Source organism: Acidovorax sp. GW458-11-26-14-TSB4, assembly GCF_059423865.1.
Genome location: NZ_JBWKYR010000043.1, coordinates 1 through 23,380 on the forward strand (window position 1 = coordinate 1; position 23,380 = coordinate 23,380).

The 23,380-nt window shown below is 66.6% G+C and carries 17 protein-coding genes; 10 read left to right on the forward strand and 7 right to left on the reverse strand.

All coding sequences use genetic code 11. The annotated features are described in order from the left end of the window. Positions 1-189: 189 nt before the first annotated feature. Positions 190-621 carry a cupin domain-containing protein gene (locus tag AC07X5_RS32190; RefSeq protein ID WP_494773476.1) on the reverse strand — a complete coding sequence of 144 codons (432 nt, stop codon included), beginning with the start codon at positions 619-621 and terminating at the stop codon, positions 190-192. 70 nt (positions 622-691) lie between these two features. Further along, positions 692-1,441, reverse strand: coding sequence for a sulfite exporter TauE/SafE family protein (locus AC07X5_RS32195; RefSeq protein WP_494773477.1), 750 nt, complete (start codon positions 1,439-1,441; stop codon positions 692-694). Positions 1,442-1,588: 147 nt separating this feature from the next. Here AC07X5_RS32195 and AC07X5_RS32200 point away from each other — a divergent pair, with 147 nt between their 5' ends. Both AC07X5_RS32200 and AC07X5_RS32205 read left to right on the forward strand, forming a co-directional pair. Then, entirely contained in the window at positions 1,589-2,566 is a 978-nt protein-coding gene (locus tag AC07X5_RS32200) for a LysR substrate-binding domain-containing protein (protein WP_494773478.1), read from the forward strand. An 80-nt stretch (positions 2,567-2,646) separates the two neighbouring features. Beyond that, positions 2,647-3,309, forward strand: coding sequence for a hypothetical protein (locus AC07X5_RS32205; RefSeq protein ID WP_494773479.1), 663 nt, complete (start codon positions 2,647-2,649; stop codon positions 3,307-3,309). Between the two features lie 22 nt (positions 3,310-3,331). Here the strand turns inward: AC07X5_RS32205 and AC07X5_RS32210 are convergent, their stop codons facing one another. After that, positions 3,332-4,162, reverse strand: a complete 831-nt coding sequence (locus AC07X5_RS32210) for an aldo/keto reductase (protein ID WP_494773480.1) — start codon at positions 4,160-4,162, stop codon at positions 3,332-3,334. A 186-nt stretch (positions 4,163-4,348) separates the two neighbouring features. On the opposite strand from AC07X5_RS32210, the gene AC07X5_RS32215 reads away from it, so the two are divergent. Further along, positions 4,349-5,440 carry a type I restriction endonuclease gene (locus tag AC07X5_RS32215; protein WP_494773481.1) on the forward strand — a complete coding sequence of 364 codons (1,092 nt, stop codon included), beginning with the start codon at positions 4,349-4,351 and terminating at the stop codon, positions 5,438-5,440. Between the two features lie 307 nt (positions 5,441-5,747). Next, entirely contained in the window at positions 5,748-8,534 is a 2,787-nt protein-coding gene (locus AC07X5_RS32220) for a di-heme oxidoredictase family protein (RefSeq protein ID WP_494773482.1), read from the forward strand. Positions 8,535-8,602: 68 nt separating this feature from the next. Here the strand turns inward: AC07X5_RS32220 and AC07X5_RS32225 are convergent, their stop codons facing one another. Continuing rightward, on the reverse strand, positions 8,603-9,238 hold the full coding sequence (locus AC07X5_RS32225; protein ID WP_494773483.1) for a pyridoxamine 5'-phosphate oxidase family protein: 636 nt from the start codon (positions 9,236-9,238) through the stop codon (positions 8,603-8,605). A 114-nt stretch (positions 9,239-9,352) separates the two neighbouring features. Here AC07X5_RS32225 and AC07X5_RS32230 point away from each other — a divergent pair, with 114 nt between their 5' ends. Further along, a complete protein-coding gene (locus tag AC07X5_RS32230) occupies positions 9,353-10,243 on the forward strand; it encodes a LysR substrate-binding domain-containing protein (RefSeq protein ID WP_494773484.1) in 891 nt (296 codons plus the stop codon). A gap of 7 nt (positions 10,244-10,250) precedes the next feature. Here the strand turns inward: AC07X5_RS32230 and AC07X5_RS32235 are convergent, their stop codons facing one another. Beyond that, complete coding sequence (locus tag AC07X5_RS32235) at positions 10,251-11,897, reverse strand: acyl-CoA synthetase (RefSeq protein WP_494773485.1); 1,647 nt, start codon at positions 11,895-11,897, stop codon at positions 10,251-10,253. 114 nt (positions 11,898-12,011) lie between these two features. Next, positions 12,012-13,298, reverse strand: a complete 1,287-nt coding sequence (locus AC07X5_RS32240; protein ID WP_494773486.1) for a solute carrier family 23 protein — start codon at positions 13,296-13,298, stop codon at positions 12,012-12,014. A gap of 171 nt (positions 13,299-13,469) precedes the next feature. Between AC07X5_RS32240 and dnaG the strand changes: the two genes are divergently transcribed. The 4 genes from dnaG to AC07X5_RS32260 all read left to right on the forward strand — a co-directional run bounded on the left by dnaG (position 13,470) and on the right by AC07X5_RS32260 (position 20,940). Then, positions 13,470-15,533, forward strand: a complete 2,064-nt coding sequence (gene dnaG, locus AC07X5_RS32245) for a DNA primase (RefSeq protein WP_494773487.1) — start codon at positions 13,470-13,472, stop codon at positions 15,531-15,533. 248 nt (positions 15,534-15,781) lie between these two features. Then, complete coding sequence (gene rpoD, locus AC07X5_RS32250) at positions 15,782-18,166, forward strand: RNA polymerase sigma factor RpoD (RefSeq protein WP_494773488.1); 2,385 nt, start codon at positions 15,782-15,784, stop codon at positions 18,164-18,166. A gap of 202 nt (positions 18,167-18,368) precedes the next feature. Further along, the gene (locus AC07X5_RS32255; protein ID WP_494773489.1) at positions 18,369-19,382 is read left to right on the forward strand and encodes a Bug family tripartite tricarboxylate transporter substrate binding protein; all 1,014 of its coding nucleotides are present in this window, start codon (positions 18,369-18,371) and stop codon (positions 19,380-19,382) included. Between the two features lie 16 nt (positions 19,383-19,398). Further along, positions 19,399-20,940, forward strand: a complete 1,542-nt coding sequence (locus tag AC07X5_RS32260) for a methyl-accepting chemotaxis protein (RefSeq protein ID WP_494773490.1) — start codon at positions 19,399-19,401, stop codon at positions 20,938-20,940. Between the two features lie 9 nt (positions 20,941-20,949). On the opposite strand, the gene AC07X5_RS32265 is transcribed toward AC07X5_RS32260, so the two are convergent. Next, positions 20,950-22,116: a mandelate racemase/muconate lactonizing enzyme family protein gene (locus AC07X5_RS32265; RefSeq protein WP_494773491.1), complete on the reverse strand. Its 1,167-nt coding sequence runs from the start codon at positions 22,114-22,116 to the stop codon at positions 20,950-20,952. 184 nt (positions 22,117-22,300) lie between these two features. Here AC07X5_RS32265 and AC07X5_RS32270 point away from each other — a divergent pair, with 184 nt between their 5' ends. Then, positions 22,301-23,257 carry a LysR family transcriptional regulator gene (locus AC07X5_RS32270; RefSeq protein ID WP_494773492.1) on the forward strand — a complete coding sequence of 319 codons (957 nt, stop codon included), beginning with the start codon at positions 22,301-22,303 and terminating at the stop codon, positions 23,255-23,257. Positions 23,258-23,380: the final 123 nt, after the last annotated feature.

Genomic DNA, 23,380 nt, shown 5'->3' on the forward strand with positions numbered 1-23,380 from the left:
TCGCCTTTCTTTGGGGTACCTTTCTTTGGCGACGCAAAGAAAGGTACCTCGGCCGCCGGGCCGAGACCCGGCTCCCGGCCTCAGCACAGGCATGCTGTCAAACCAGCCACGCCGGGCGCAGCACATTCCAGCTCCCGCCCTCAATCAAAGCACACCGCTCAAAACAGACCGCACACGCATGCAGAGAAATTACTGTTCCGCAATCACATCCACAAACACCAACGGCTCGGTCCCCGTATTCGCAATCCCGTGCGACTCGTTCTTGCGCACGATGGTCACATCCCCAGCCTTCACCGGCACGTCCTTGCCATCCTTGTCCTTGAAGGTCCCACGGCCCGAAATGATGATGTAGGTGTCTTCATTGGTCGTGTGCTTGTGGTAACCGATGGAGTCACCGGGCTTCAAGGTCAGCCAGCTGATTTCCTTGATCGCCTGGTCCTTCAGCGCCTTGTCGCGCGTGAAGGCGTATTCGCCGATCAAGGTGCCCTTGCCGCCACCGGCGGCTTCCTTGTTGACCTTGATGAGTTCTTCCTTGGTGAACACGTCGGCCAGGGCCGGAGTGGCAGCCAGGGACAGGGCTGCGCCCGCAGCCGCTGCCAACAGCATTGCTTTCTTCTTCATATTCATGTCTCCAGTGTTGTTGTCACGGCGGGCACCGCGCACCGCCGGTGGGGATACTACGGCCTGTTGCTCACCCCAGCACCCGCGGCAGCGCCGCCGCCAGCATCGCCACACCCGACAGCGTGAGCAAGCCCAGCACGATCTGGCGAAAGCGCGCCTCGCTGATGCGGTGGTACAGCCGCGCGCCCAGCAGCACGGGCACCAGCATGGCGGGCAGGGCAACAGCCAGGTGGGGCAGCATGGGCGCCGTGACCAGGCCTGTGGCCAGGTAGGCCGCCATGGTCACCAGCAGCATGGCCAGGTTGAAGTTCTGGATCACCGCGCGCTGGGCGTCCTTGTCCCAGCCGCGCAGCGTGCACCACAGCGTGGGCAGCACGCCGGTGAAGCCGCCGATGCCACCCATCACCCCGCCCGCCATGCCCACCACCGCATCGGCCAGCCGGCCGCCGCGCGTGAGGCGGGGCAGCTGCTTGGCCAGCAGCATGGCGGGGCACCACAGCACCAGCAGCGTGCCCAGCACGAGCTTGAAGGTGTCCATGTCCAGCCGCGGCAGCAGCGCCACGCCGATAGGGATGCCGGCGAGGCCGCCCAGCACGAAAGGCAGCAGCCGCAGCCTGTCGAAGCCCCGGCGCACCGAGAACGCGGCGAGCACCTGCCCCGTGAGCGAGCCCGCGACCACCAGCACTGCCGCCAGGCGCGGCTCCAGCGTCCAGGCCCAGAGGGACATGGCCGTCAGCCCGAAGCCAAAGCCCGACAGCCCCTGCACGAAGCCTGCTGCCGCCGCACCGAGCGCCACGATCACGAACACCGACCAATCCATTGCCACCCCTTTGCTTTGATGTTGTTGCCTGGCGCTGCCCAAGCAGCAGCTTTCCCACTGGATTGTGTGCGGTTCATATAAACAAACCATCAGCAATTACTATTCACCCATGCAATTCTTTGCATACCATTTTTCACACCGACCGACATGCCGTCCCACGACACCGATGCCGCCCAGGCCGTGCAGGCACGCCTGGCCTCGCGCCTGAAGATGCGGCACCTGGTGCTGCTGCAGCAGATAGCGGCGCATGGCACGCTGACCCGCGTGGCGCACCACATGGCCACCAGCCAGCCGGCCATCACCCATGCGCTGGCCGAGGTCGAGGCCATCTTCGGTGCGCCGCTGTTCGAGCGCCAGCCGCGCGGCATGGTGCCCACGGCCCTGGGTACCCTGGCGCTGGCCCGCGCACGCACCATGCTGCAGGACCTCAGCCACTGGGCACTCGATGTGGAGGCGGCCAGCGTGGGCCGGGCCGCGCACCTGCAGATCGGGGTGATCCCCTTTGTGCCCGGGCGCCTGCTGGCCGCAGCCATCGGCCAGACCCGGCCGCGCGGGCTGCGCGCCACCGTCAGCATCCACGAGGGCACCAGCGACCACCTGCTGCAGCGCCTGCGCGCGCACGAACTCGACTGCGTGGTCGGCCGCGCGTCGGCCGTGCTCGACATGGAAGGTCTGGTCCATGAGGTGCTCTACCACCAGGAGCCCCGGCTCATCGCCCACCGCCGGCTCTCGGCGCGCCTGGCGCGGCGCCCGCTGTCCTGGCCCGAGCTGGCCGAGCTCGACTGGGTGCTGGGTGCACGCCAGACCCCCATGCGCGAGCAGATCACCGATTTCTTTTTGCGTGCCGGCGTGGCCCCGCCGCAGGCCTATGTGGAGAGCCTGTCGTCCAAGGTCATCGGCGAGCTGATCGCGGCCAGCGAGCGCGCGGTCTCCATCGTCCCGGCCGACATCGCCCAGGAGCTGGTGCGCATTGCCGGCGTGGCCATCGTGCCGCACCGCTTTGGCTGGACGCTGCCGCCGATCACGCTGTTCCAGCGTTCCGAAGGGACGCAGTACGCCGAGGTGGCGCTGCTGGCGCAGGCGCTGCGCGATGCGGCAGCGGGGTTTGCGGCGGAGGCGGCCTGAGTCCGTTGCACGGGAACCTTTGGTGCCAAGCCACAGTCCATACGCCCCAAGGACCGGAGACACCTGCCATGCAACGAAGAATGCTTGTCATTGCCGCCGCCGGCCTAGCTGCAGGCTGCGGCACACGGCCACCTGCACCCGAGGCCATCAGCACGGCAGACCCGGCCTCGGATGCGCCGGAGCCGGGCCGCACCACCATGCTCCTGGCCGATGCGCCGGCCTCGTACGCCGAAGCGCTGCAGCGCTGGAAGGGCTCTGCAGACGTCAACACCTGGATCGGTGCCCGCTTCGAGTACGACCTGCAGCGTGCCATGCAGCTGTCCGAAACCCAGCGCAGCCGCAGCGGGCGCATGCCCATCCATGAGCCGGCCGCCTTCTTTGCCAACCCGCGGGGCGTCTGCGTGGACCTGGCGCGCTTTGCCGTGGAGACGCTGCGCGCCGTGGACCCGGCCTCGCGCCCCGGCTACGTGATGATCGAGTTCAACCCGGTCGCCATCAGCGGCAACACCTTGCGGCGCCACTGGGTGGCCTCGTTCCAGCGCGATGGCCAGACCTGGTTCTTTGCCGACTCCAAGCGGCCAGGCCATATGGCAGGCCCGTATGCGGACACGGAGGCCTTCATGGCCGAGTACGCCAAGTACCGGGGCCGCGAGATCGTCGCGTTCAAGGAGATGGACGGCTACGAGCGCAAGCTGCGCTCGGCTTCCTCCGCGAAGGACCGCGACCTCCCGGCCCTGCAGTAGCGGGCGCGCGAGGCGCAAAAGATCAGAAATCGGCTGTCAGCGGGTTCGGGCCGATGCGCCCTTGTGCCTGGTCCAGCTTCGCAATGGCGGCCATGTCCTGTGCATCGAGCGCGAAGTCGAACACGCCCGCGTTCTCGGCAATGCGGCCCGGGTTCACCGACTTCGGGATCACCACATGGCCCATCTCGATGTGCCAGCGCACGACGACCTGGGCCGCCGTCTTGCCATGCTTGCTGGCGATGGCCTGGACGCCTGCATCCTCCAGCAACTGGCCCTGGCCCAGCGGGCTCCAGGCCTGCGTGGCGATGCCCTGCCTGGCGTGGTACTCGCGCAGCCGGTGCTGCTGGAAACGCGGGTGCAGTTCGATCTGGTTGAGCACGGGCTTTGCGCCGGTCTCCTGCACGAGGCGGTCGATGTGTTCGGGCTCGAAGTTGGAAACACCGATGGAGCGCACCCGCCCCTCTTCACGCAGGCGGACGAAGGCGCGCCAGGTGTCCACATACAGTTCGCGCGAAGGGTTTGGCCAGTGGATCAGGTACAGATCGAGCACGTCCAGGCCCAGCAGCCGCATGCTGGCGTCGAAGGCGCGCAGCGTGCTGTCGAAGCCTTGCTCGGCGTTCCACAGCTTGGTGGTGATGTACACCTCCCCACGCGGTACGCCGCTGGCCTTGAGGCCCTCGCCCACGCCGGCCTCGTTGCCGTAAATGGCTGCCGTGTCGATATGCCGGTAGCCCACGTCCAGCGCCGCCTTCACGGCCTGCGCGGTGGCATCGGCCGGGGTGCGCCAGACGCCCAGGCCGAGTTGGGGGATGGAGCGGCCGTCGTGGAGTGCGAGGGAAGGATGTTGGGTCATTTTGTAGTCCTAAAAGCTGAACAACGAGGCACCTGCAAGCATCTTCTCATGCATAGCAAGCACGGTTGAGTATGACGACTCAAAACGGCCCAACACACGAGCAAATTGACGGCATCAGTGTAGAAATTTTTTGTTACTTTTCAATGAGTTCGGATAGCATGGCCCAACCAATACGAGGAGAGGGACATGGAGTACATGGAAAGCCTGAACGCACTAGCGGCAAAGATTCGACAGCAAGCTGCGTCCATCGGTACGGAAGAGGCTACTAAGAACGCCTTCGTGATGCCGTTCATCAGAAACGTTCTTGGATACGACGTTTTCGATCCCACAGAAGTGGTACCCGAGTTTGTTTGTGACATCGGGACGAAAAAGGGCGAAAAGATTGATTACGCCATTCTCAAAGATGGGCAGATTCAGATGCTCATCGAATGCAAAAAAATTGGTGAACCGCTCAATGTCAACCACGCCGGGCAGCTGTTTCGATACTTCCATGTAACTACGGCTCGTATTTCTATCCTTACAAACGGCAGAATCTACAAGTTTTTCACAGATCTGGATGCGCCCAATAAAATGGATGAGAAGCCATTCTTGGAGCTTGATTTGCTCGACATTGATGAGCATGCGGCGCCAGAGCTCGCCAAGCTCACAAAATCCACTTTTGATGTTGAATCTATCATCAGTGCTGCCGGTGAATTGAAATACATTGGCCAAATCAAGAGAGAAATTGCTGCGCAGTTTGCGACGCCTGGTGACGAATTTTTGCGTTTTTTCACAGCTCGGGTCTACGACGGCGTTATTACCGCCAAAGTGCGTGAACAGTTCATGCCTTTACTCCAAAAAGCTATTGTTCAATTCACGGGTGATCTTGTGAATGATCGACTCAAGTCTGCAATCACAGGGATGGGTGCCACCACACCTTTGGCATTCCATCCGGCGCCTCCTGAACCCTCTCCAGCAGACGAGCCATTGAATTCCGATGACGAGTTGCGGGTTGTCACAACAGAAGAGGAGTTGGAAGGATTTTTTGTCGTTAAGTCAATTGTGCGTACAGCAGTCGAGTCCAGCCGAATCGGCCACCGAGATACCCAAAGCTATTTTGGAATCCTGCTAGATGACAACAATAGGAAGCCTGTTTGCCGCCTGCACTTCAACCGAGCACAGAAATACGTTGGAATACTCGACGCAGACAAAAAGGAAACTAGACACCCGATCTCGACCCTTGATGAGATCTATGGTCTGTCAGAAGCGTTGATCGAGGCCACCAAGCGTGTCGCATAAGGACGCCCCTGATGCTTGCGGTCGCGAGGCTGACTAGTGCACTTCCGGTCGTCCCAGCCTCTGCATTTTTGCATCAAAATGCAACTGCCCCAAAAGCGGGCGCATCATAGGACATGCACCCGTACTCATTGGTACCACCTCAAAATCGCCCGCCCAAAGATACGTCTGCACACGTTTTGCAATTAATTAACGCAAATTAACCGCGGCGGCCGCGCCACAGCGGTAGACGGTGAAATGGTCTTCATGCCTATGATTTGCCCACAACAAACGCACATGGATGCGGGGTGGGAACAGCATGCAATACACGATGAAAAAGCGCGCGCACCGCGGTGCGCGCTGGGGTGCCTTGAGCGCATTGGCCTTGGGCCTGGCCGCCTGCGGCGGCGGTAGCCCGGACGGCGGCGGCAGCGGACAGGAGGCCTCGCAGTCTGCGTCCAACGTGGTCTATGTCCAGCACAAATCGGCTTACGAGGTGGCGGCTGCAGCGCCCACCCAGCCGGGCGTGGCCATCAAGCCCGTGGCCGCGACTTCCTCTGCGGTGGAAAACCCGGGCATGGCGGCTGCGGCTGCCATCGACGGCAACCCGAACAGCCGCTGGGGCAGCACCTTCGTGGACGATGCCTGGATCCAGTTCGACTTTGGCGCCAGGGTCGATGTCGGCTACATGAAGCTCGTGTGGGAGCGCTCTTATGGCAAGGAGTACGCGCTCCAGGTGTCGCAGGACGGCAGCACCTGGACGCAGATCCGCTACGTCACCAATGGCAAGGGCGGCACCGAAGAATTTTTGAATCTGGGCATGAGCGCCCGCTACCTGCGCCTGCAGGGCGTGGCCCGCGCAGGCGGCTACGGCTACTCGCTGTTCGAGGTGGAGTTCAAGACCCCCGGCACCGACAACACCCAGGGCGTGGGCGCGACTTCGGCCTGGCGCTATCCGGCCAATGGCCTGGGGCTGGCTCCCCTGCCCGCCTCGGCCGAACCCGCCGAATCCACGCAGTTCCGCCTGGCCGATGGCACGCTGGTGACGCGCTTCGGTGCACGGGCCCTGGGCCGCCATGGGCGCGAGCGCGGCGAGGAGTGGAACGAGATCGGTTACGGCCCCAACGACACGGTGGACCCGGTCACGGGCGCCCCGGTGGACAAGGGCCCGGGCGCGCACCTGACCTTCGTGACCCAGTACTTCCAGAACCGCACCTGGGGCATGGAGATCATCGACAACAGCCGCGTGGCCGGTGTCACCAAGCCCACGCTGGTGGTCAACCGCTACACCACGGTGGACTTCTTGCCGGGCGACACGGCCTTTTTCCGCGCCTTCGACCGGCCCGGCGTGACCGGCTACGGCTGGATGAACCCGGGCGAGCTGGTGGACCGCAGCGTCAAGGTCTGCACGCCCACGCCCTACCCGGCCAATGGCCGCCTGGCCAGCCCCGACGGCATCAACGGCCCCTGCACGCTGCGCATCAAGGATTACCCCGGCCACGGCGGCCTGGGCGCCGATGGCCTGCCCAACGGCACCAACGTGCCCTCGCGCGCCCTGGTGGCCGGCGATGCCATCGAGGTCTCCCCCGCCATGTTCAGCACGCGCGAGTCCATGGCCGGTAAGGGCGACAGCGGTGGCATCCGCTACTACTCGGCCGAATGGCTGTACGTGGTGGGCACGGGCCTGGTGCCCTGGTACGGCGTGCAGCCGCGGCTGAACTCGGCGCCGCTACCGGCGATCACGCTCTCGGGCGGCACGGGCTCGGTCTCGTACAACTACTCGGACAACGGCGCCTCGATGTTCCAGCAGCCGTTCAACAACGTGGGCATGCAGAACATGCAGCGCTTCGTCGAGGGGCGCCGGCTGATCCACACCAGCTTCAACACCGGCGCGCACAGCGAGTCGGGCAACGACCCCTATCTGCCGGCTGCCAAGCTGCAGGGCACGCACTTCAACCAGTCGGCCTGCGTCGCCTGCCACGTGAACAACGGCCGCAGCCCGGCCCCCATGCAGGTCAACCAGCGCCTGGACAGCATGTCGCTGCAGACCGCCAGCCTGGGCGACGGCGGCCAGCAGCAGCCGCACCCGCGCTACGGCAGCGTGCTGCAGATGAACGCCCGCGCCGCCACTGGTGAGGCGCAGGACTGGGGCAACAGCGTGCGCGTGGCCAAGTTCGAGACACGCAACGTGCGCCTGGCCGACGGCACCGTGGTGGAGTTGCGCAAGCCCGTGCTCGGCTTCGATGGCCCCGTGCCGGCCGTGCATTCGCTGCGCGCCGCGCCGCCGATGATCGGCATGGGCCTGCTCGAGGCCGTGCCCGAGGCCGACATCCTGGCCCGCGCCCGCAGCGTGCCCGATGCCGACGGCGTCAAGGGCGTGCCCAACTACGTGTATGACCCCGAGAGCGGTGTGGTGCGCCTGGGCCGCTTCGGCTGGAAGGCCTCCAAGGCCACGCTGCGCCAGCAGGCGGCCACCGCGCTGCTGCAGGACATGTCGGTCACCTCCAGCGTCTACCCCTCGCGCGACTGCAACTACGGCCCCACGGCCTGCGCATCGGGCGTGCGCAAGGCCGGCATCACCGAGGCCGACCTGGCCTCGATCTCCAACTACCTGGCCCTGGTGGCCGTGCCCGCCCAGCGCAGCCTGGAAAGCGGCTTCCCCCGCGGCGTGGCCCCGCTGGACGAGCACCGCGTGAACCCGCCACAGGTCGCCCTGGGCGCCAAGCTGTTCGACAGCCTGCGCTGCGTGGCCTGCCACACGGCGGAGATGAAGACCGGCTCGGGCCACCTGTTCGCCGAACTGCGCAACCAGACCATCAAGCCCTACTCCGACCTGCTGCTGCACGACATGGGCACCGAGCTGGCCGACAACTTCGCGCAGGGCCAGGCCACAGGCGCGCTGTGGCGCACCGCGCCGCTGTGGGGCATCGGCTACACCGAGAAGGTGATGGGTGCGGGCCAGGCCGCCAAGGTGGGCTACCTGCACGACGGCCGCGCACGCACGCTGACCGAGGCCGTGCTCTGGCACGGCGGCGAGGCCGATGCCGCGCGCCGCCGCTTCGAGGCCCTGCCCACGGCGGACCGCGAGGCGCTGCTGGCCTTCCTGCGGTCGCTGTGATCTGACCTGGAGAGCCGCCACGGACGGTGTGTCCGTGGCGGCTTTTTTGTACCAGTACAAATTTTGTTCTAGTACAAAGTCGTGCGCTGGCGTTCCGGCAGTGCCTGGTCATACGCCGCACCATCGAAGCTCTGGCTGATGGCCGAAAGGATGGCACCCGGCGTAGGAACCGGCCGCGGCGCAGCAGGGTCCACCGGCCCCCACAGGCGCGAACGCAGGATGGCGCGCGCACACTGGAAATACACCGTGTCCACCGCGATGCGGACCACGCACTTGGGCGGCTGGCCGCCCACCACGAAGCGCTCCATCAGATCCGGGGCCGTGGTGATGCTGGCACGGCCGTTCACGCGCAAGGTCTCACCCACGCCGGGGATCAGGAACAAGAGCGCCACGCGCGGGTCGGCCACGATGTTGCGCAGGCTGTCCACGCGGTTGTTGCCGCGCCTCTCGGGCAGCAGCAGGGTGCGCTCGTCGAGCACCTGCACGAAGCCGGGCGGGTCGCCGCGCGGCGAGGCATCGAGCCCGCCGGGGCCGGTGGTGGCCAGCACGGCAAAGGGCGACGCCTCGATCATCGCGCGGTACGAAGGGTGCACATACGGCACTTCCTTGCTCAGCGAGGCCTCGCCGGGCGTGCCGAACAGGGCTTCGAGCCGGGCAAGGGTGTCGATGGAATGGCCGGTCTCGGCGACGGCGGCAGCGGTCATGGCGGGCTCCTGAAAAAAGACGGGAAAAGAGGTGGGCACGGCCGCCATGTTGCAGCGCCACACCGCCAGCGACAAACGAGTTTACGGCCCTGCATGCGTGAGAAAATCGCACGCATGACGCCCCGCCTGCCCCCGCTCAACGCCGTGCGCGCCTTTGCCGCGGCGGCGCGCCACCAGAGCTTCACGCTGGCCGCGGCCGAGCTGTTCGTGACGCATGGCGCCATCAGCCGGCAGGTCAAGGCGCTGGAGGAATTCCTGGGCGTGGCGCTTTTCGAGCGGCGCGTGCGGCAGGTGTCGCTCACGGCCGAGGGGCAGCGCTTCTTTGCCGAGGTGGCCCCGGCCCTGGAACAGATCGGCGCCGCAGCCCGGTCACTGATGGACGACGCTCCCGCGCGCACGGTCACCATCAACGTGCGCCCCTCGTTCGCGGTGCGCTGGGTGATTCCCCGGCTACCGGACTTCGTGGCGCAGTTCCCCGGCATCGAGCCCAAGGTCGTCACCAGCACCGTCGCACCCGACCAGGCGAGCGAGCCCTTTGACGTGGCGATCCGCCGCGGCCGCAACACGGGCTGGCCGGCATCCGTCGCGGTACAGCCTTTTTTGCAGGACGAGGCACTGATCGTGGGCGCCCCAGCCCTGTTCGCCACCAAGGGCGTGGCCGAACCCCGCGGCCTGGCGGCCCATGTGCTGCTGTGGTCGCGCTCGCGCCCCGATGATTGGGAGCACTGGAAGCGCCAGGCCGGAATGCCGCGCCTGCGCCCGGCCAGCCAGCTGCAGTTCGACCACCTGCACTTCGTGGTGCAGGCGGCGCTCGATGGGCTGGGCTGTGCCCTGGTCCCTCTCTCGCTGGTGGCCCACGACATGGCGGCCGGCCGCCTGCTCTGTCCCCTGCCCGCCGTGCGCCTGCCGCTCACGCGCCACTACTACGGCCTGGCACCCGGTGCAGGCCCCGAGGCGCAGTGCTTCGCACAGTGGCTGCAGGCGCAGATGCCTGGCGACGGATAGATGCCCTTCAGACGTCGATGGCCGCGGCCGACCCCGCCTGCCTGCGCAGCTCGAACTTCTGGATCTTGCCCGTGCTGGTCTTGGGCAGCTCGCCGAACACCACGGCGCGCGGCACCTTGAAGCCGGCCAGGTGTTGCTTGCAGTGGGCCACGATGTCCTCGGGCGTGACCTGGGCGCCCGCATTGAGCTCGACGAAGGCGCAGGGTGTCTCGCCCCACTTGGGGTCGGGCCGGGCCACCACGGCGGCGGCCAGCACGGCGGGGTGGCGGTAGAGCACGTCCTCGACCTCGATGGAGGAGATGTTCTCGCCGCCCGAGATGATGATGTCCTTGCTGCGGTCCTTGATCTTGATGTAGCCGTCGGGGTACTGCACGGCCAGGTCGCCGCTGTGGAACCAGCCGCCGGCGAAGGCCTCCTCGGTGGCCTTGGGGTTCTTGAGGTAGCCCTTCATCACGATATTGCCCTGGAACATGATCTCGCCCATGGTCTGGCCGTCCTGCGGCACGGGCTGCATGGTTGCGGGGTCGAGCACGCGCACATCGCGCTGCAGGTGGTAGCGCACGCCCTGGCGCGCGTTGAGGCGGGCGCGCTCGCCAATGTCCAGGGCGTCCCAGGCCTCGTGCTTCGCGCAGACGGTGGCAGGGCCGTAGACCTCGGTGAGGCCATAGACATGGGTCAGGTCGAAGCCCATCTTTTCCATGCCCTCGATCATGGACGCGGGCGGTGCCGCACCGGCCACCATGGCCTGGATGCCGGCGGGCACGCCGGCCTTCATGGCGTCGGGCGCATTGACCAGCATGCCGTGCACGATGGGGGCGCCGCAGTAGTGGGTGACACCGTGCTCGCGCATCGCGTCGAAGATGGCCTGCGCCTCCACCCGGCGCAGGCAGACGTTGACGCCCGCGCGTGCCGCCACCGTCCAGGGAAAGCACCAGCCGTTGCAGTGGAACATGGGCAGGGTCCACAGGTAGACCGCGCCTTTGGGCATGTCCCACTCCAGCACGTTGCTGATGGCATTGGTGGCCGCGCCCCGGTGGTGGTAGACGACGCCCTTGGGGTTGCCGGTGGTGCCGCTGGTGTAGTTGAGGGCGATGGCATCCCACTCGTCGGCCGGCAGGTCCCAGGCATGCTGCGCATCGCCCTCGGCCACGAAGGCATCGTAGTCGGTACCGCCCAGGTCCTGCACGGCCGGGCCGAACACTGCGTCCTGCACGGTGAGCACCAGCAGCGGCGCCTGCGACTTGCGCCATGCCAGGGCCTTGGCCAGGGTGCCGGTGAATTCCGGGTCCACGATGATGGCGCGCGCCTCGCCATGGTCGAGCATGAAGGCGATGGTCTGCGGGTCCAGCCGGGTGTTGATGGCGTTGAGCACGGCCCCGGCCATGGGCACGCCGAAATGCGCCTCCACCATGGGCGGGGTGTTGGGCAGCAGCGCGGCCACGGTGTCGTTCTTGCCGATGCCGGCCCGGTTCAGGCTGCTGGCCAGTTGGCGGCAGCGTGCATAGGTCTGGCCCCAGGTCTGGCGCAGGCTGCCGTGAACGATGGCCAGCCGGTCGGGGTAGACCTCGGCCGTGCGCTCGATGAAGGACAGGGGCGACAGGGGCGCGAAGTTGGCGCTGTTGCGCTCCAGGTGCTGGTCGAACATAGGGGGCATGGCGGCGTTCCTTGGCAGTTAAGCACTTGTTCTAAAGGCAATCAGGCCATTAGACCAAAGGGCCGGGCCGCCGGATTCAGGGCCAACCCGCGGGCCGTCCGTCCTGCTGGCGGCTCACTCCTTGCGGTTGAGCAGCGCGTACAGCAGGATGGCGCCGAAGGTGGCCGTGCCGATGCCGCCCAGCGCGAACTGGCCGAACTTGAGCGTGAAGTCGCCGGTGCCCAGGATGAGCGTGATGGCGGCCACGATGAGGTTCTTGTTCTGCGAGAAGTCCACCTGGTTGTCCACCCAGATCTTGGCGCCGGCCACTGCGATCAGGCCGAACACCACGATCGACACCCCGCCCATCACCGGCAGCGGAATGGTCTGGATCAGCGCGCCGAACTTGGGGGAAAAGCCCAGCACCAGCGCGAACACGCCCGCCAGCAGGAACACGGCGGTGGAGTAGATCTTGGTGGCGGCCATCACGCCGATGTTCTCTGCATAGGTGGTCACGCCCGTGCCGCCCACACCGCCGCTCACCATGGTGGCCACGCCATCGCCGATGAACGCGCGGCCCATGTAGCGGTCCAGGTCGCGGCCGGTCATGGCCGTCACGGCCTTGATGTGGCCCAGGTTCTCGGCCACCAGGATGATGGCCACGGGGGCGATGAGCAGCATGGCGTTGCCGCTGAACACGGGTGCGGCGAAGTTGGGCATGCCCACCCACGCGGCGTTCGCCAGGATGGAGAAATCGATCGGCTTGCCCAGGCCCATGCCGTTGGTGAGCACCGCGTAGATGATGCTGGCCGCGATCAGGCCCACCAGGATCAACAGGCGCTGCACCATGCCGCGTGTGAGCACGGCCACCAGGCCCACGCTCACGAAGGTCACGAGCTGCATCCAGCTGTCGAAGTTGCTGGCTGCCATGTTCTTGATGGGGATGCCCGCCAGGTTCAGGCCGATCACGGCCACCACGGCACCGGTGACCACGGGCGGCATGAAGCGCTCGATCCAGCCCGTGCCGATGGCCTGCACCAGCACACCGATCAGCGTGTAGAGCAGGCCGCACGCGATGATGCCGCCCAGCGCCACGCCGATGTTGGCGTTGGGGCCGCTGCCCGCATGGCCCGTGGCCGCAAGCACCACGCCGATGAAGGCGAAGCTCGACCCCAGGTAGCTGGGCACCTTGCCGCCGGTGACGATGAAGAAGATCAGCGTGCCCACGCCGCTCATCAAAATGGCGACGTTGGGATCGAACCCCATCAGGATGGGCGCCAGCACCGTGGCGCCGAACATGGCGATCACGTGCTGCACGCCCATGGCCGCCGTCTGCGGCCAGGGCAGCCGCTCATCCGGCGCGATCACGCCCCCCTGCTGCAGCACGTCTGCACTCTTTTCCCGCCAGTTCATGAATCCCATGATTGTTGTTCCTTGTGATTTGAGGCGCGAATGCTAGTGGATGAACAGCAGCCCAGTGCACTGGTTCGGCAGGTTTTCGTCTTTCATGGGCCATCGGGCCGCTGCCCCCAGGACCGGGCCGCCGGATTCAGGGCCCAACCGCGGGCATTGCGGATGGAGGAAAATGCCCGGGTGTCCATCCCCCAGTCATTCATCCAGGAGCTGCTTGCCCGCACCGACGTGGTCGAGATCGTGGGCCGCTACGTCCAGTTGAAGAAGGGCGGGGCCAATTTCATGGGCCTGTGCCCCTTCCACGGGGAAAAGTCGCCCTCGTTCAGCGTCAGCCCCTCCAAGCAGTTCTACCACTGCTTTGGCTGCGGCAAGAATGGCAACGCCATCGGCTTCCTCATGGACCATGCGGGCATGGGCTTCGTCGAGGCGGTGCAGGACCTGGCCCAGCAGGTGGGCCTGCAGGTGCCCGATGACGACATCTCCCCGCAGGAGAAGGAGCGCGCCGCCGCCGCCCGCCAGAAGCAGGCCACGCTGACCGACGTGCTGGAGAAGGCCGGCGACGCCTACCGCCGCCAGCTGCGCGAATCGCAGCGTGCCATCGCCTACTTCAAGGGCCGGGGGGTCTCGGGCGCCGTCGCCAAGCGCTATGGCCTGGGCTATGCGCCCGAGGGCTGGCGCAGCCTGGCCAGCGTGTTCCCGCGCTACGACGACCCGCTGCTGGAGGAAAGCGGCCTGGTCATCGTGGGCGAGGAAGGGCAGGACAAGCGCTACGACCGGTTCCGCGACCGGGTGATGTTCCCGATCCGCAACGTCAAGGGCGAATGCATCGGCTTTGGCGGGCGCGTGCTGGGCGACGACAAGCCCAAGTACCTCAATTCGCCCGAGACCCCGGTCTTCCACAAGGGGCGCGAGCTGTATGGCCTGTTCGAGGCGCGCACGCCCATCCGCGAGCATGGCTACGCCCTGGTGACCGAAGGGTATATGGACGTGGTGGCGCTGGCGCAGCTGGGCTTCCCCAACGCCGTGGCCACGCTGGGCACGGCCTGCACGCCCGAACATGTGCAAAAGCTGCTGCGCTTCACCGAATCGGTGGTGTTCAGCTTCGACGGCGACAGCGCCGGCCGGCGCGCCGCGCGCAAGGCGCTCGATGGCGCCCTGCCCCACGCCACGGACACGCGCAGCATCAAGTTCCTCTTCCTTCCGGCCGAGCACGACCCGGACAGCTTCATCCGCGAGCATGGCACCGATGCGTTTGCCAAACAGGTGAGCGAGGCCGTGCCGCTGAGCCGCTTCCTGGTCGAATCGGCCAGCGAGGGCTGCGACCTGACCACGGCCGAGGGCCGCGCCCACATGGCCAGCAATGCCCGCCCGCTGTGGACGGCCCTGCCCGATGGTGTGCTCAAGCGCCAGCTGCTGGGCGAGCTGGCCGAGCTCACCCAGCTCAACGCACGCGACCTGTCGGAGCTGTGGAACCCCGGTGGCACCCGCGCCCCCGCCCCGGCGCCGGCCCCCCAGCAGCGCCAGGTGCGCGCGCCGGATGCCTCCAGCCCCTATGCCGACGAGCCCCCCTGGGGCGGCCCGCCGCCCGACCTGGACGGCTGGCAGCCCCACCACGAGCCCGAGTACGTGGGCGGAGGGGGATCGCCCGGCGGCTACGAAGACCAGGGGGGCGGCCATGGCGGCGGGGGCGGCAAGCCCCCGTTCCGCAAGAATGGCAGCGGCGGGGATTGGAAAAGCGGCGGCAAGTGGAAGAAAAAGGACAAGGACGCCCCCTGGCCGCCCCAGCCGCGCCTGCCCCGCACGCCGGCCATGGGCCGGGCCGACCATGCGGCGCGGCTGCTGCTGTCGCACATGGGCTTCCTGGAGGAGCTCACACACGACGACCACAGCGCCCTGTGCGCCCAGCCTGCCCCCCACGGCCCGCTGTTCATCTGGCTGGAAGCCCAGTTCCACGAGCACGGCCCCCTGGCCTGGGCGGTGCTGCGCGAGAGCCTGCGCGAGCACGAATGCGAGGAGCTGGCGGTCAAGGTCATGACCGGTGCCCATGCCCAGACCGAGGGCGAGCTGGCGGAACTCCGGCTGGAGTTGCGGGATCTACTGAACCGGATGCTCATCGAAGACATCAAGGAGCAGCAGAAAGTGCTGGTCCTGCAGGCTGCCAAGGACCCCTCGGCCCTGGAGCGATACCGCGCGCTGGAGCAAAAACGTGTTGTTTTGTTGGGTGTCAACACCAAAGCGGCTTGAAATTGCGCCAAATGGTATAATGTAGGGTTAGGCAAGAGCGACAGCAGCACCTCCGAGCCGGGCCACCGTGACAAACGCGCACAACCGCCCACCCATCGCAAGGACTGCACACCAAATGTTCGCCCAGACATCTTGCCCCTGAGGGATGCCCCTCAAGCTGCAAAAGCACGGCTTTTGCAGTGCCACCCGCGCCGGGATCTGTGGCGCTTGCGCTTTCTTTGTGTCCGTTTTTGATTCTGAGGTTGTTCATGCCCGCTCAAAAGTCCGCGAAGCCATCCAAGTCAGCTCCAGCGACCGCCGCGAAGGCCGTCTCCAAAACCGCGGCCAAGGTGCCGGCCAAGGCCGTAGCCACCAAGCTTGCCGCCGCGCCCGCCCCTGCCGCCAAGAAAGTGAAACCAGTGCCTGTGAACAAGTCTGCCGAGAAGACGGAAGCCCCCGAAGAACTCAAGAAAACCCGCGCCAAGGTGGCTGCCGCCGAGGCCGACGGCGAAGAAGCCCCCAAGAAGCGCCCTGGCCGCCCCGCCAAGGCCGCAGGTGCCGCCACGGCCGAGGCCAAGGTGCCCGCCAAGCGTGGCCGCAAGCCCAAGGCCGCCGCTGCCGGCGGCGCCGGTGCCGAAGAGAGCGGTGACGATGCCGACCTGTCGGACATCGAATCCGACCTCGAAGGTGAAGTCGAGGCCGAAGCCGAGAGCACACCCACGGCCGAGAAGGTCAAGCCGCTGCGCATGAAGATCAGCAAGGCCAAGGAACGCGCCTTGATGAAGGAATTCGGCCTGGACGAGACCGTCCTGTCCGAGGAAGACCTGGCCAAGCGCCGCTCGCGCCTGAAAACCCTGATCAAGCTGGGCAAGACGCGCGGCTACCTGACCCACGTCGAAATCTCCGACCACTTGCCCGACAAGCTGGTCGATGCCGAAACGCTCGAAGCCGTCATCACCACGCTGAACGACCTGGGCGTGGCTGTGTACGAGCAGACGCCCGATGCCGAGGCTCTGATCATCACCGACAACGCCCCCACGGGCGCCAGCGAAGAAGAAGCCGAAGAAGCCGCCGAAGCCGCCCTGTCCACCGTGGACAGTGAATTCGGCCGCACCACCGACCCCGTGCGCATGTACATGCGCGAAATGGGCACGGTGGAGCTGCTCACCCGCGAAGGCGAAATCGAGATCGCCAAGCGCATCGAAGGCGGCCTGATGGCCATGATGGAGGCGATCAGCGCATCGCCCGCCACCATCGCCGAGATCCTCAACATGGGCGAGGAGATCCGCGAGGGCAAGGTCGTCATCTCCACCATCGTGGACGGCTTCTCCAACCCCAATGAGGCCGACGACTATGTGGCCGAGGAAGACTTCGACGAATTCGACGAAGCCGACGACGACGACGGCAAGGGCGGCTCCAAGGCGCTGACCAAGAAGCTCGAAGAACTCAAGAAGCAGGCGCTGGAGCGCTTCGACAAGCTGCGTGACCTGTTCGAGAAGGTGCACAAGATCTACGACAAGGAAGGCTACGGCACGCCTGCCTACGTGAAGGCCCAGCACGCCCTGTCCGAAGAGCTGATGACCATCCGCTTCACGGCCAAGACCATCGAGAAGCTGTGCGACATGGTGCGCGGCCAAGTGGACGACGTGCGCAAGAAGGAACGCGAGCTGCGCCGCATCATCGTGGACAAGTGCGGCATGCCACAAGAGACCTTCATCAAGGACTTCCCGCCCAACCTGCTGAACCTGCAGTGGGTGGAAAAGCAGGCCGCCGCCGGCAAGCCCTGGAGCACGGTGATGGCGCGCAACATCCCGCCCGTGCAGGAACTGCAGCAAAAGCTGATGGACCTGCAGGCCCGCGTGGTGGTGCCGCTGACCGAGCTCAAGGACATCAACAAGCGCATGAACGAGGGCGAAGCCACCTCGCGCGACGCGAAGAAGGAAATGATCGAGGCCAACCTGCGCCTCGTGATCTCCATCGCCAAGAAGTACACGAACCGAGGCCTGCAGTTCCTGGACCTGATCCAGGAAGGCAACATCGGCCTGATGAAGGCCGTGGACAAGTTCGAATACCGCCGCGGCTACAAGTTCTCGACCTACGCCACGTGGTGGATCCGCCAGGCCATCACGCGCTCGATCGCCGACCAGGCGCGCACCATCCGCATCCCGGTGCACATGATCGAGACCATCAACAAGATGAACCGCATCAGCCGCCAGCACCTGCAGGAGTTCGGCTTCGAGCCCGATGCGTCCATCCTGGCCGCGAAGATGGAGATCCCGGAAGAGAAGATCCGCAAGATCATGAAGATCGCCAAGGAGCCGATCTCGATGGAAACCCCCATCGGCGACGACGACGACAGCCACCTGGGCGACTTCATCGAGGACGGTGCCAACACCGCCCCGATCGATGCCGCCATGCAGGCCGGCCTGCGCGACGTGGTCAAGGACATCCTGGACGGCCTCACGCCGCGCGAAGCCAAGGTGCTGCGTATGCGCTTCGGCATCGAAATGTCCACCGACCACACGCTGGAAGAAGTGGGCAAGCAATTCGACGTGACGCGTGAGCGCATCCGCCAGATCGAAGCCAAGGCGCTGCGCAAGCTCAAGCACCCCAGCCGCTCGGACAAGCTGCGCAGCTTCATCGATTCGCTGTAACCGGCCCTTCGGCGACGGCCCCTTGCCGGGGCCTCTGCCCTTAACGCTCTGCCCGCCCTGCGGTGCAGGGCGTTTTTCATGGTGGCGCGGCGGCCACAGATGTCATGTGCCCGAGCGTATACCCTGATATCGTGGACAGCCAAATGACAGTTTCGGCGCCCACCATGGCGACTGGATACATACGCTTACCAAGAGGGATCCCATGACCAAGGCCACATCCATGAACATGCTGCGCCGGCAGGCGCTGGTCCGCGCCGCGGCACTGACGGCCCTGGCGACCCCGCTGGGTGCCGCACTCGCCCAAGCCCGGCCCCCCGCCAAGGCCGCCAAGCTGGCCGGCACGCTGCGCATCGTGATCCCCGCCAACGCAGGCGGCGGCTGGGACCAGACCGGCCGTGCCCTGGGCGCTGCCCTGGTGGGCGCTGGCGCCGTGGACCAGGTGGAATACGAGAACGTGGGCGGCAAGGGCGGCACCATCGGCCTGGCCCGCTATGCCGAGAAGTACGCGAACGACCCCAACACCCTGCTCATGGGCGGCATGGTCATGGTGGGCGCCGTGGCCCTGCAAAAGCCCGCCGTGGACCTGACGCAGATCCAGCCCATTGCACGCCTGACCAGCGACTACCTGGTGGCGGCCGTGCCGGCCGCGTCGCCCATCCGCAGCGCCAAGGATCTGGTGGCCGCGATGAAGGCCGACCTGCCCGCGCTGCCCGTGGCCGGCGGCTCCGCAGGCGGCGTGGACCACATCTATGCCGGCGTGCTGGCCCGTGCCGCCAAGGCCAGCCCCGAAGCCCTGGTCTACCGCCCCTTTGCCGGCGGCAACGAAGTCGTGGATGCCCTGGTCTCCGGCAAGGCCGCCCTGGGCCTGTCGGGCTACAGCGAATTCAGCGAGGCGATTGCGGCCGGCAAGCTGCGCGCCATCGGCGTGTCGGCGCGGCGCAGCGTGTTCGGCCTGCCGGCCTTCCGCGAACAGGGCATCGATGCCGTCATGGCCAACTGGCGAGGCGTGTTCACGGGCAAGGGGGTCCCTGCCGCCCGGCTGGCCGAAATGGTGGCCGCCGTGGAGGCCGCAACCGTACACGAGTCCTGGGTGCGCACCCTCAAGACCAACAAGTGGGAGGCCTCCTGGCTCACCGGCAAGGACCTGACCGAGTTCATGGAACTGGACCTGACCACCGCGCGCGTCATGGTCTACCTGCTCAAGCTGAAGGCATAGGCCCGAGGATCTCCTGATGAACATGTCCCGCTACTCCATCGGCACCCGCATGGCCGGTGCCCTGGGCCTGGTGCTGGCGCTGATGCTCGGTGCCGCGCTCTTCGGCATTGCCGCGCTCTACGGCACGCTGGGCACCTACGATGCCACCGTGCTGCAGCGCGTGGCGCAGGAGCGCGCCGTCTCGCGCATGGAAAGCGAGTTCAAGACCCAGGTGATGGAGTGGAAGAACACGCTCTTGCGCGGCGAGGATTCGCGCAAGCGCGAGCTGCACTGGAACGCCTTCCAGGCCAGCGAAAAACGCGTGGCCGATGCCGCCAAGGCGCTGGCACCGCAGCTGGTGGACAGCAGCGAGCGTGCCGCGCTGCAGAAGTTCGTCGACGCCCACACGCAGATGGCCCAGGGTTACCGCAAGGGTTTCGAGGCCTTCCAGTCGCTGGGCTTCGTCGCTTCGGCCGGTGACGCCGACGTGGCCGACATCGACCAGGGCCCTGCCAAGCTGCTCGGGGAACTGAGCCGCCAGGTGGCCGACAGCAGCGCGGCCATTGCCCAGCAGGCCGCGCAGGATGCGCGCCGCGCCCTGCTCAGCAGCCTGGTCGCGCTGGCGCTGGTCACGGCCCTGGGGGCCTTTGCCGGCTGGGTGATCACGCGCTCGGTCGTGCGCCCACTGCGCGTGGCGGTGTCGCTGGCCAACAAGGTGGCGGCGGGCGATTTGACCACCACCATCGTCATCGACGGCAACGACGAACCCGCCCGCCTGCTGCAGGCCCTGGCCGCCATGCAGGAGAACCTGGAGCGCGTGGTCGCAGGCGTGCGCACCAATGCCGAAGGCGTGGCCAGCGCCAGCGCCGAGATCGCCCAGGGCAATACCGACCTGAGCATGCGCACCGAAGACCAGGCCTCGTCGCTGGACGAAACCTCGTCCTCCATGCAACAGCTGCAGCAGACCGTGCAGAACAACGCCGCCAGCGCCCAGCGCGCGAACGAGCTGGCCAAGAGCGGTGCCACGGTGGCCGAGCGCGGCGGCCAGGTCGTGGGCCAGATGGTGGAGGTGGTGCAGGGCATCCAGGACAGCTCGCGCAAGATCGCCGACATCATCGGCGTGATCGATGGCATCGCCTTCCAGACCAACATCCTGGCGCTCAATGCCGCCGTCGAGGCGGCGCGGGCCGGCGAGCAGGGCCGCGGCTTTGCCGTGGTGGCCAGCGAAGTGCGCAACCTCGCCACGCGCAGCGCCAGCGCAGCGCGCGAGATCAAGGCCCTGATCCAGACCAGCGTGGACCGCGTGCAGGCCGGCTCCGACCTGGCGCGCAACGCCGGCAGCACCATGGACGAGGTGGTCACTTCCATCCGCGGCGTGAGCGCGCTGGTCGAAGAGATCAGCCAGGCCAGCGCCGAGCAGACCCGCGACATGCTGCGCGTGACCCAGGCCATCGTGCGCATGGACGACGCCACGCAGCAGAACGCAGCGCTGGTCGAGCAAAGCGCGGCGGCGGCCGGCAGCCTGAGCGGACAGGCCCACCAACTGGTGGAAGCTGTCGCTGTATTCCGCCTGCGCTGAGACTCTGCTTTACGAGGCCAGCGCGCGCATTTCTGAGATGAGGTCCGACTTGCCTTCGAAGCCGATGCCGGGCAGCGGCGGCAGCGAGACGTAGCCGTTGTCGACCTTCACGCCATCAGGAAAGCCTCCGTAGGGCTGGAACAGGTCGGGGTAGCTCTCGTTGCCGCCCAGGCCCAGGCCCGCCGCGATGGCCAGTGACATCTGGTGGCCACCGTGGGGGATGCAGCGGCTTGGCGACCAGCCGTATTCCCTGAGCATGTCCAGCGTGCGCAGGTACTCCACCAGGCCGTAGCTCAGCGCGCAGTCGAACTGCAGCCAGTCCCGGTCGGGGCGCATGCCGCCGTGGCGGATGAGGTTGCGGGCATCCTGCATCGAGAACAGGTTTTCGCCTGTCGCCATGGGGCCGGCATACACCTCACCCAACTTGGCCTGCAGCGCGTAGTCCAGCGGGTCGCCCGCCTCCTCGTACCAGAACAGCGGGTACTGGGAGAGCGCCTTGCCATAGGCAACGGCCGTGGGCAGGTCGAAGCGGCCATTCGCGTCCACCGCCAGCTGCTGGCCCGGGCCGAGGATCTTGAGCACCGATTCGATGCGCTCGCAGTCGTCGGCCAGCGAGGCGCCGCCGATCTTCATCTTGACCACCGAGTAGCCGCGCGCCAGGTAGCTCTCCATCTCCTTGCGCAGGCCGTCCAGGCCCTTGCCGGGGTAGTAGTAGCCGCCGGCCGCGTAGACGAACACGCGCGGGTTGGGCGTGCCCGTGCCGTAGCGCTCGGCCAGCAGTTGGTACAGGGGCTTGCCGGCGATCTTGGCCACGGCGTCCCACACGGCCATGTCGATGGTGCCCACGGCCACCGAGCGCTCGCCATGGCCGCCGGGCTTCTCGTTGGTCATCATCTGCGCCCAGACTTTGTGCGCATCGATGTTCTCGCCCGTGGCGTCGAGCAGGCTGGCGGGGGCGGCCTCCAGGATGCGCGGGCGGAAGCGGTCGCGGATCAGCCCGCCCTGGCCGTAGCGGCCGTTGGAGTTGAAGCCATAGCCGATCACGGGCTTGCCGTCGCGGATGACATCGGTGACCACGGCCACCAGGCTCAGGGTCATCTTGGAAAAATCGATGTAGGCGTTGCGGATGTCCGATTTGATGGGACGGGTGGATTCGGCGATGTCGACGATTTTCATGGTGCAGGAGCAGAGGTTTCAGGGTTGGGGGAACCGGCACAGCCAGGGACCTGAGGGACATAATTCATTCCCTGCGATCCCCGGATCCGGCCTGGCACAGGCGCCATCATTTCCGGCAGGGCCTGCGCCGTCCAATACCCGAATCGCATACATCTATCGCCTCACCCGCACCCGAGACAAGACCATGGGACCTGGCAACCGACCGCTCGACCTGGAATGGCTGGAGGACTTCCTGGCCCTGGCCGAGACCGGCAACTTCTCGCGTGCGGCCGAGGCCCGCGCCATCGCACAGCCCGCCTTCAGCCGCCACATCCGTGCGCTGGAAGACTGGGTGGGCGTGGAGCTGTTCGACCGCAGCGCCCACCCCGCTGCGTTGACTGCCGCCGGTCAGCGTTTCCTGCCGCTGCTGCAGGCAACGCTGGCCCAGCTCGAATCGGCCCGCACGCGGGCCCGCGAGGCGCATGAGATCGCGGCATCCACCCTGCGCTTTGCGGCCACGCACGTGCTCTCGCTCACTTTTTTCCCACGCTGGCTGGCGGGCCTGGAGTCGCGCCTGGACATGGGCCCGATCCAGACCATGTCGGACAGCTCGCAGGCCTGCGAGGATTTGATGCTGCAGCGCCGCGTGCAGTTCGTGCTATGCCACGGGCACCCCGGGGTGCCCGGCCGCCTGGACGAGGCGCAGTACCCCATGCAGCGGATCTCGGACGACGTGCTGCAGCCCGTGAGCGCGCCCGATCCCGCCGACCCGCAACGGCCGCTGCATGCCATGGGCCAGCCGGCGGCCGTTCCCGTGCTGGCCTACAGCGAGGCCTCGGGCCTGGGGCGGATCATGCGTTCGCGCATGCGCAGCGTGTTTTCGGACACACCGGACGCCGCCACCCCTGCCCTGCCCGGCGGCGTGGCGGTGGTGTTCACGGCGCACCATGCGGTGCTGCTCAAGACCATGGCGCAGGAGGGGCGCGGGGTGGCCTGGTTGCCGCAGAGCCTTATCGCGGATGGGCTGCGGTCGGGGGCTCTGGTGGTGGCGGGTGGGCCGGAGTGGAATGTGCCGGTGGAGATCCGGTTGTATCGGCAGAGGGCGGAGATGGCGGCTGTGGCGGAGGGGTTGTGGGAGTTGTCGGCTAACCGGCCTTCGTAGCTGGCTCCGTAGCTGGCTTCGTAGTTGGCTGCATGCCTTGGTGAAGGGCGGAGGCCGGGTCTCGGCCCGGCGGCCGAGGTACCTTTCTTTGCGTCGCCAAAGAAAGGTACCCCAAAGAAAGGC

Bases quoted from the DNA above. Each gene is read 5' to 3' on its own strand.
- rpoD (WP_494773488.1), top strand. From the start codon at position 15,782: ATGCCCGCTCAAAAGTCCGCGAAGCCATCCAAGTCAGCTCCAGCGACC.
- AC07X5_RS32210 (WP_494773480.1), bottom strand. From the start codon at position 4,162: ATGACCCAACATCCTTCCCTCGCACTCCACGACGGCCGCTCCATCCCC.
- AC07X5_RS32225 (WP_494773483.1), bottom strand. From the start codon at position 9,238: ATGACCGCTGCCGCCGTCGCCGAGACCGGCCATTCCATCGACACCCTT.
- AC07X5_RS32260 (WP_494773490.1), top strand. From the start codon at position 19,399: ATGAACATGTCCCGCTACTCCATCGGCACCCGCATGGCCGGTGCCCTG.
- AC07X5_RS32220 (WP_494773482.1), top strand. From the start codon at position 5,748: ATGAAAAAGCGCGCGCACCGCGGTGCGCGCTGGGGTGCCTTGAGCGCA.
- AC07X5_RS32235 (WP_494773485.1), bottom strand. From the start codon at position 11,897: ATGCCCCCTATGTTCGACCAGCACCTGGAGCGCAACAGCGCCAACTTC.
- AC07X5_RS32215 (WP_494773481.1), top strand. From the start codon at position 4,349: ATGGAGTACATGGAAAGCCTGAACGCACTAGCGGCAAAGATTCGACAG.
- AC07X5_RS32205 (WP_494773479.1), top strand. From the start codon at position 2,647: ATGCTTGTCATTGCCGCCGCCGGCCTAGCTGCAGGCTGCGGCACACGG.
- AC07X5_RS32265 (WP_494773491.1), bottom strand. From the start codon at position 22,116: ATGAAAATCGTCGACATCGCCGAATCCACCCGTCCCATCAAATCGGAC.
- AC07X5_RS32190 (WP_494773476.1), bottom strand. From the start codon at position 621: ATGAAGAAGAAAGCAATGCTGTTGGCAGCGGCTGCGGGCGCAGCCCTG.
- AC07X5_RS32230 (WP_494773484.1), top strand. From the start codon at position 9,353: ATGACGCCCCGCCTGCCCCCGCTCAACGCCGTGCGCGCCTTTGCCGCG.
- AC07X5_RS32255 (WP_494773489.1), top strand. From the start codon at position 18,369: ATGACCAAGGCCACATCCATGAACATGCTGCGCCGGCAGGCGCTGGTC.
- AC07X5_RS32240 (WP_494773486.1), bottom strand. From the start codon at position 13,298: ATGGGATTCATGAACTGGCGGGAAAAGAGTGCAGACGTGCTGCAGCAG.
- AC07X5_RS32270 (WP_494773492.1), top strand. From the start codon at position 22,301: ATGGGACCTGGCAACCGACCGCTCGACCTGGAATGGCTGGAGGACTTC.
- AC07X5_RS32200 (WP_494773478.1), top strand. From the start codon at position 1,589: ATGCCGTCCCACGACACCGATGCCGCCCAGGCCGTGCAGGCACGCCTG.
- AC07X5_RS32195 (WP_494773477.1), bottom strand. From the start codon at position 1,441: ATGGATTGGTCGGTGTTCGTGATCGTGGCGCTCGGTGCGGCGGCAGCA.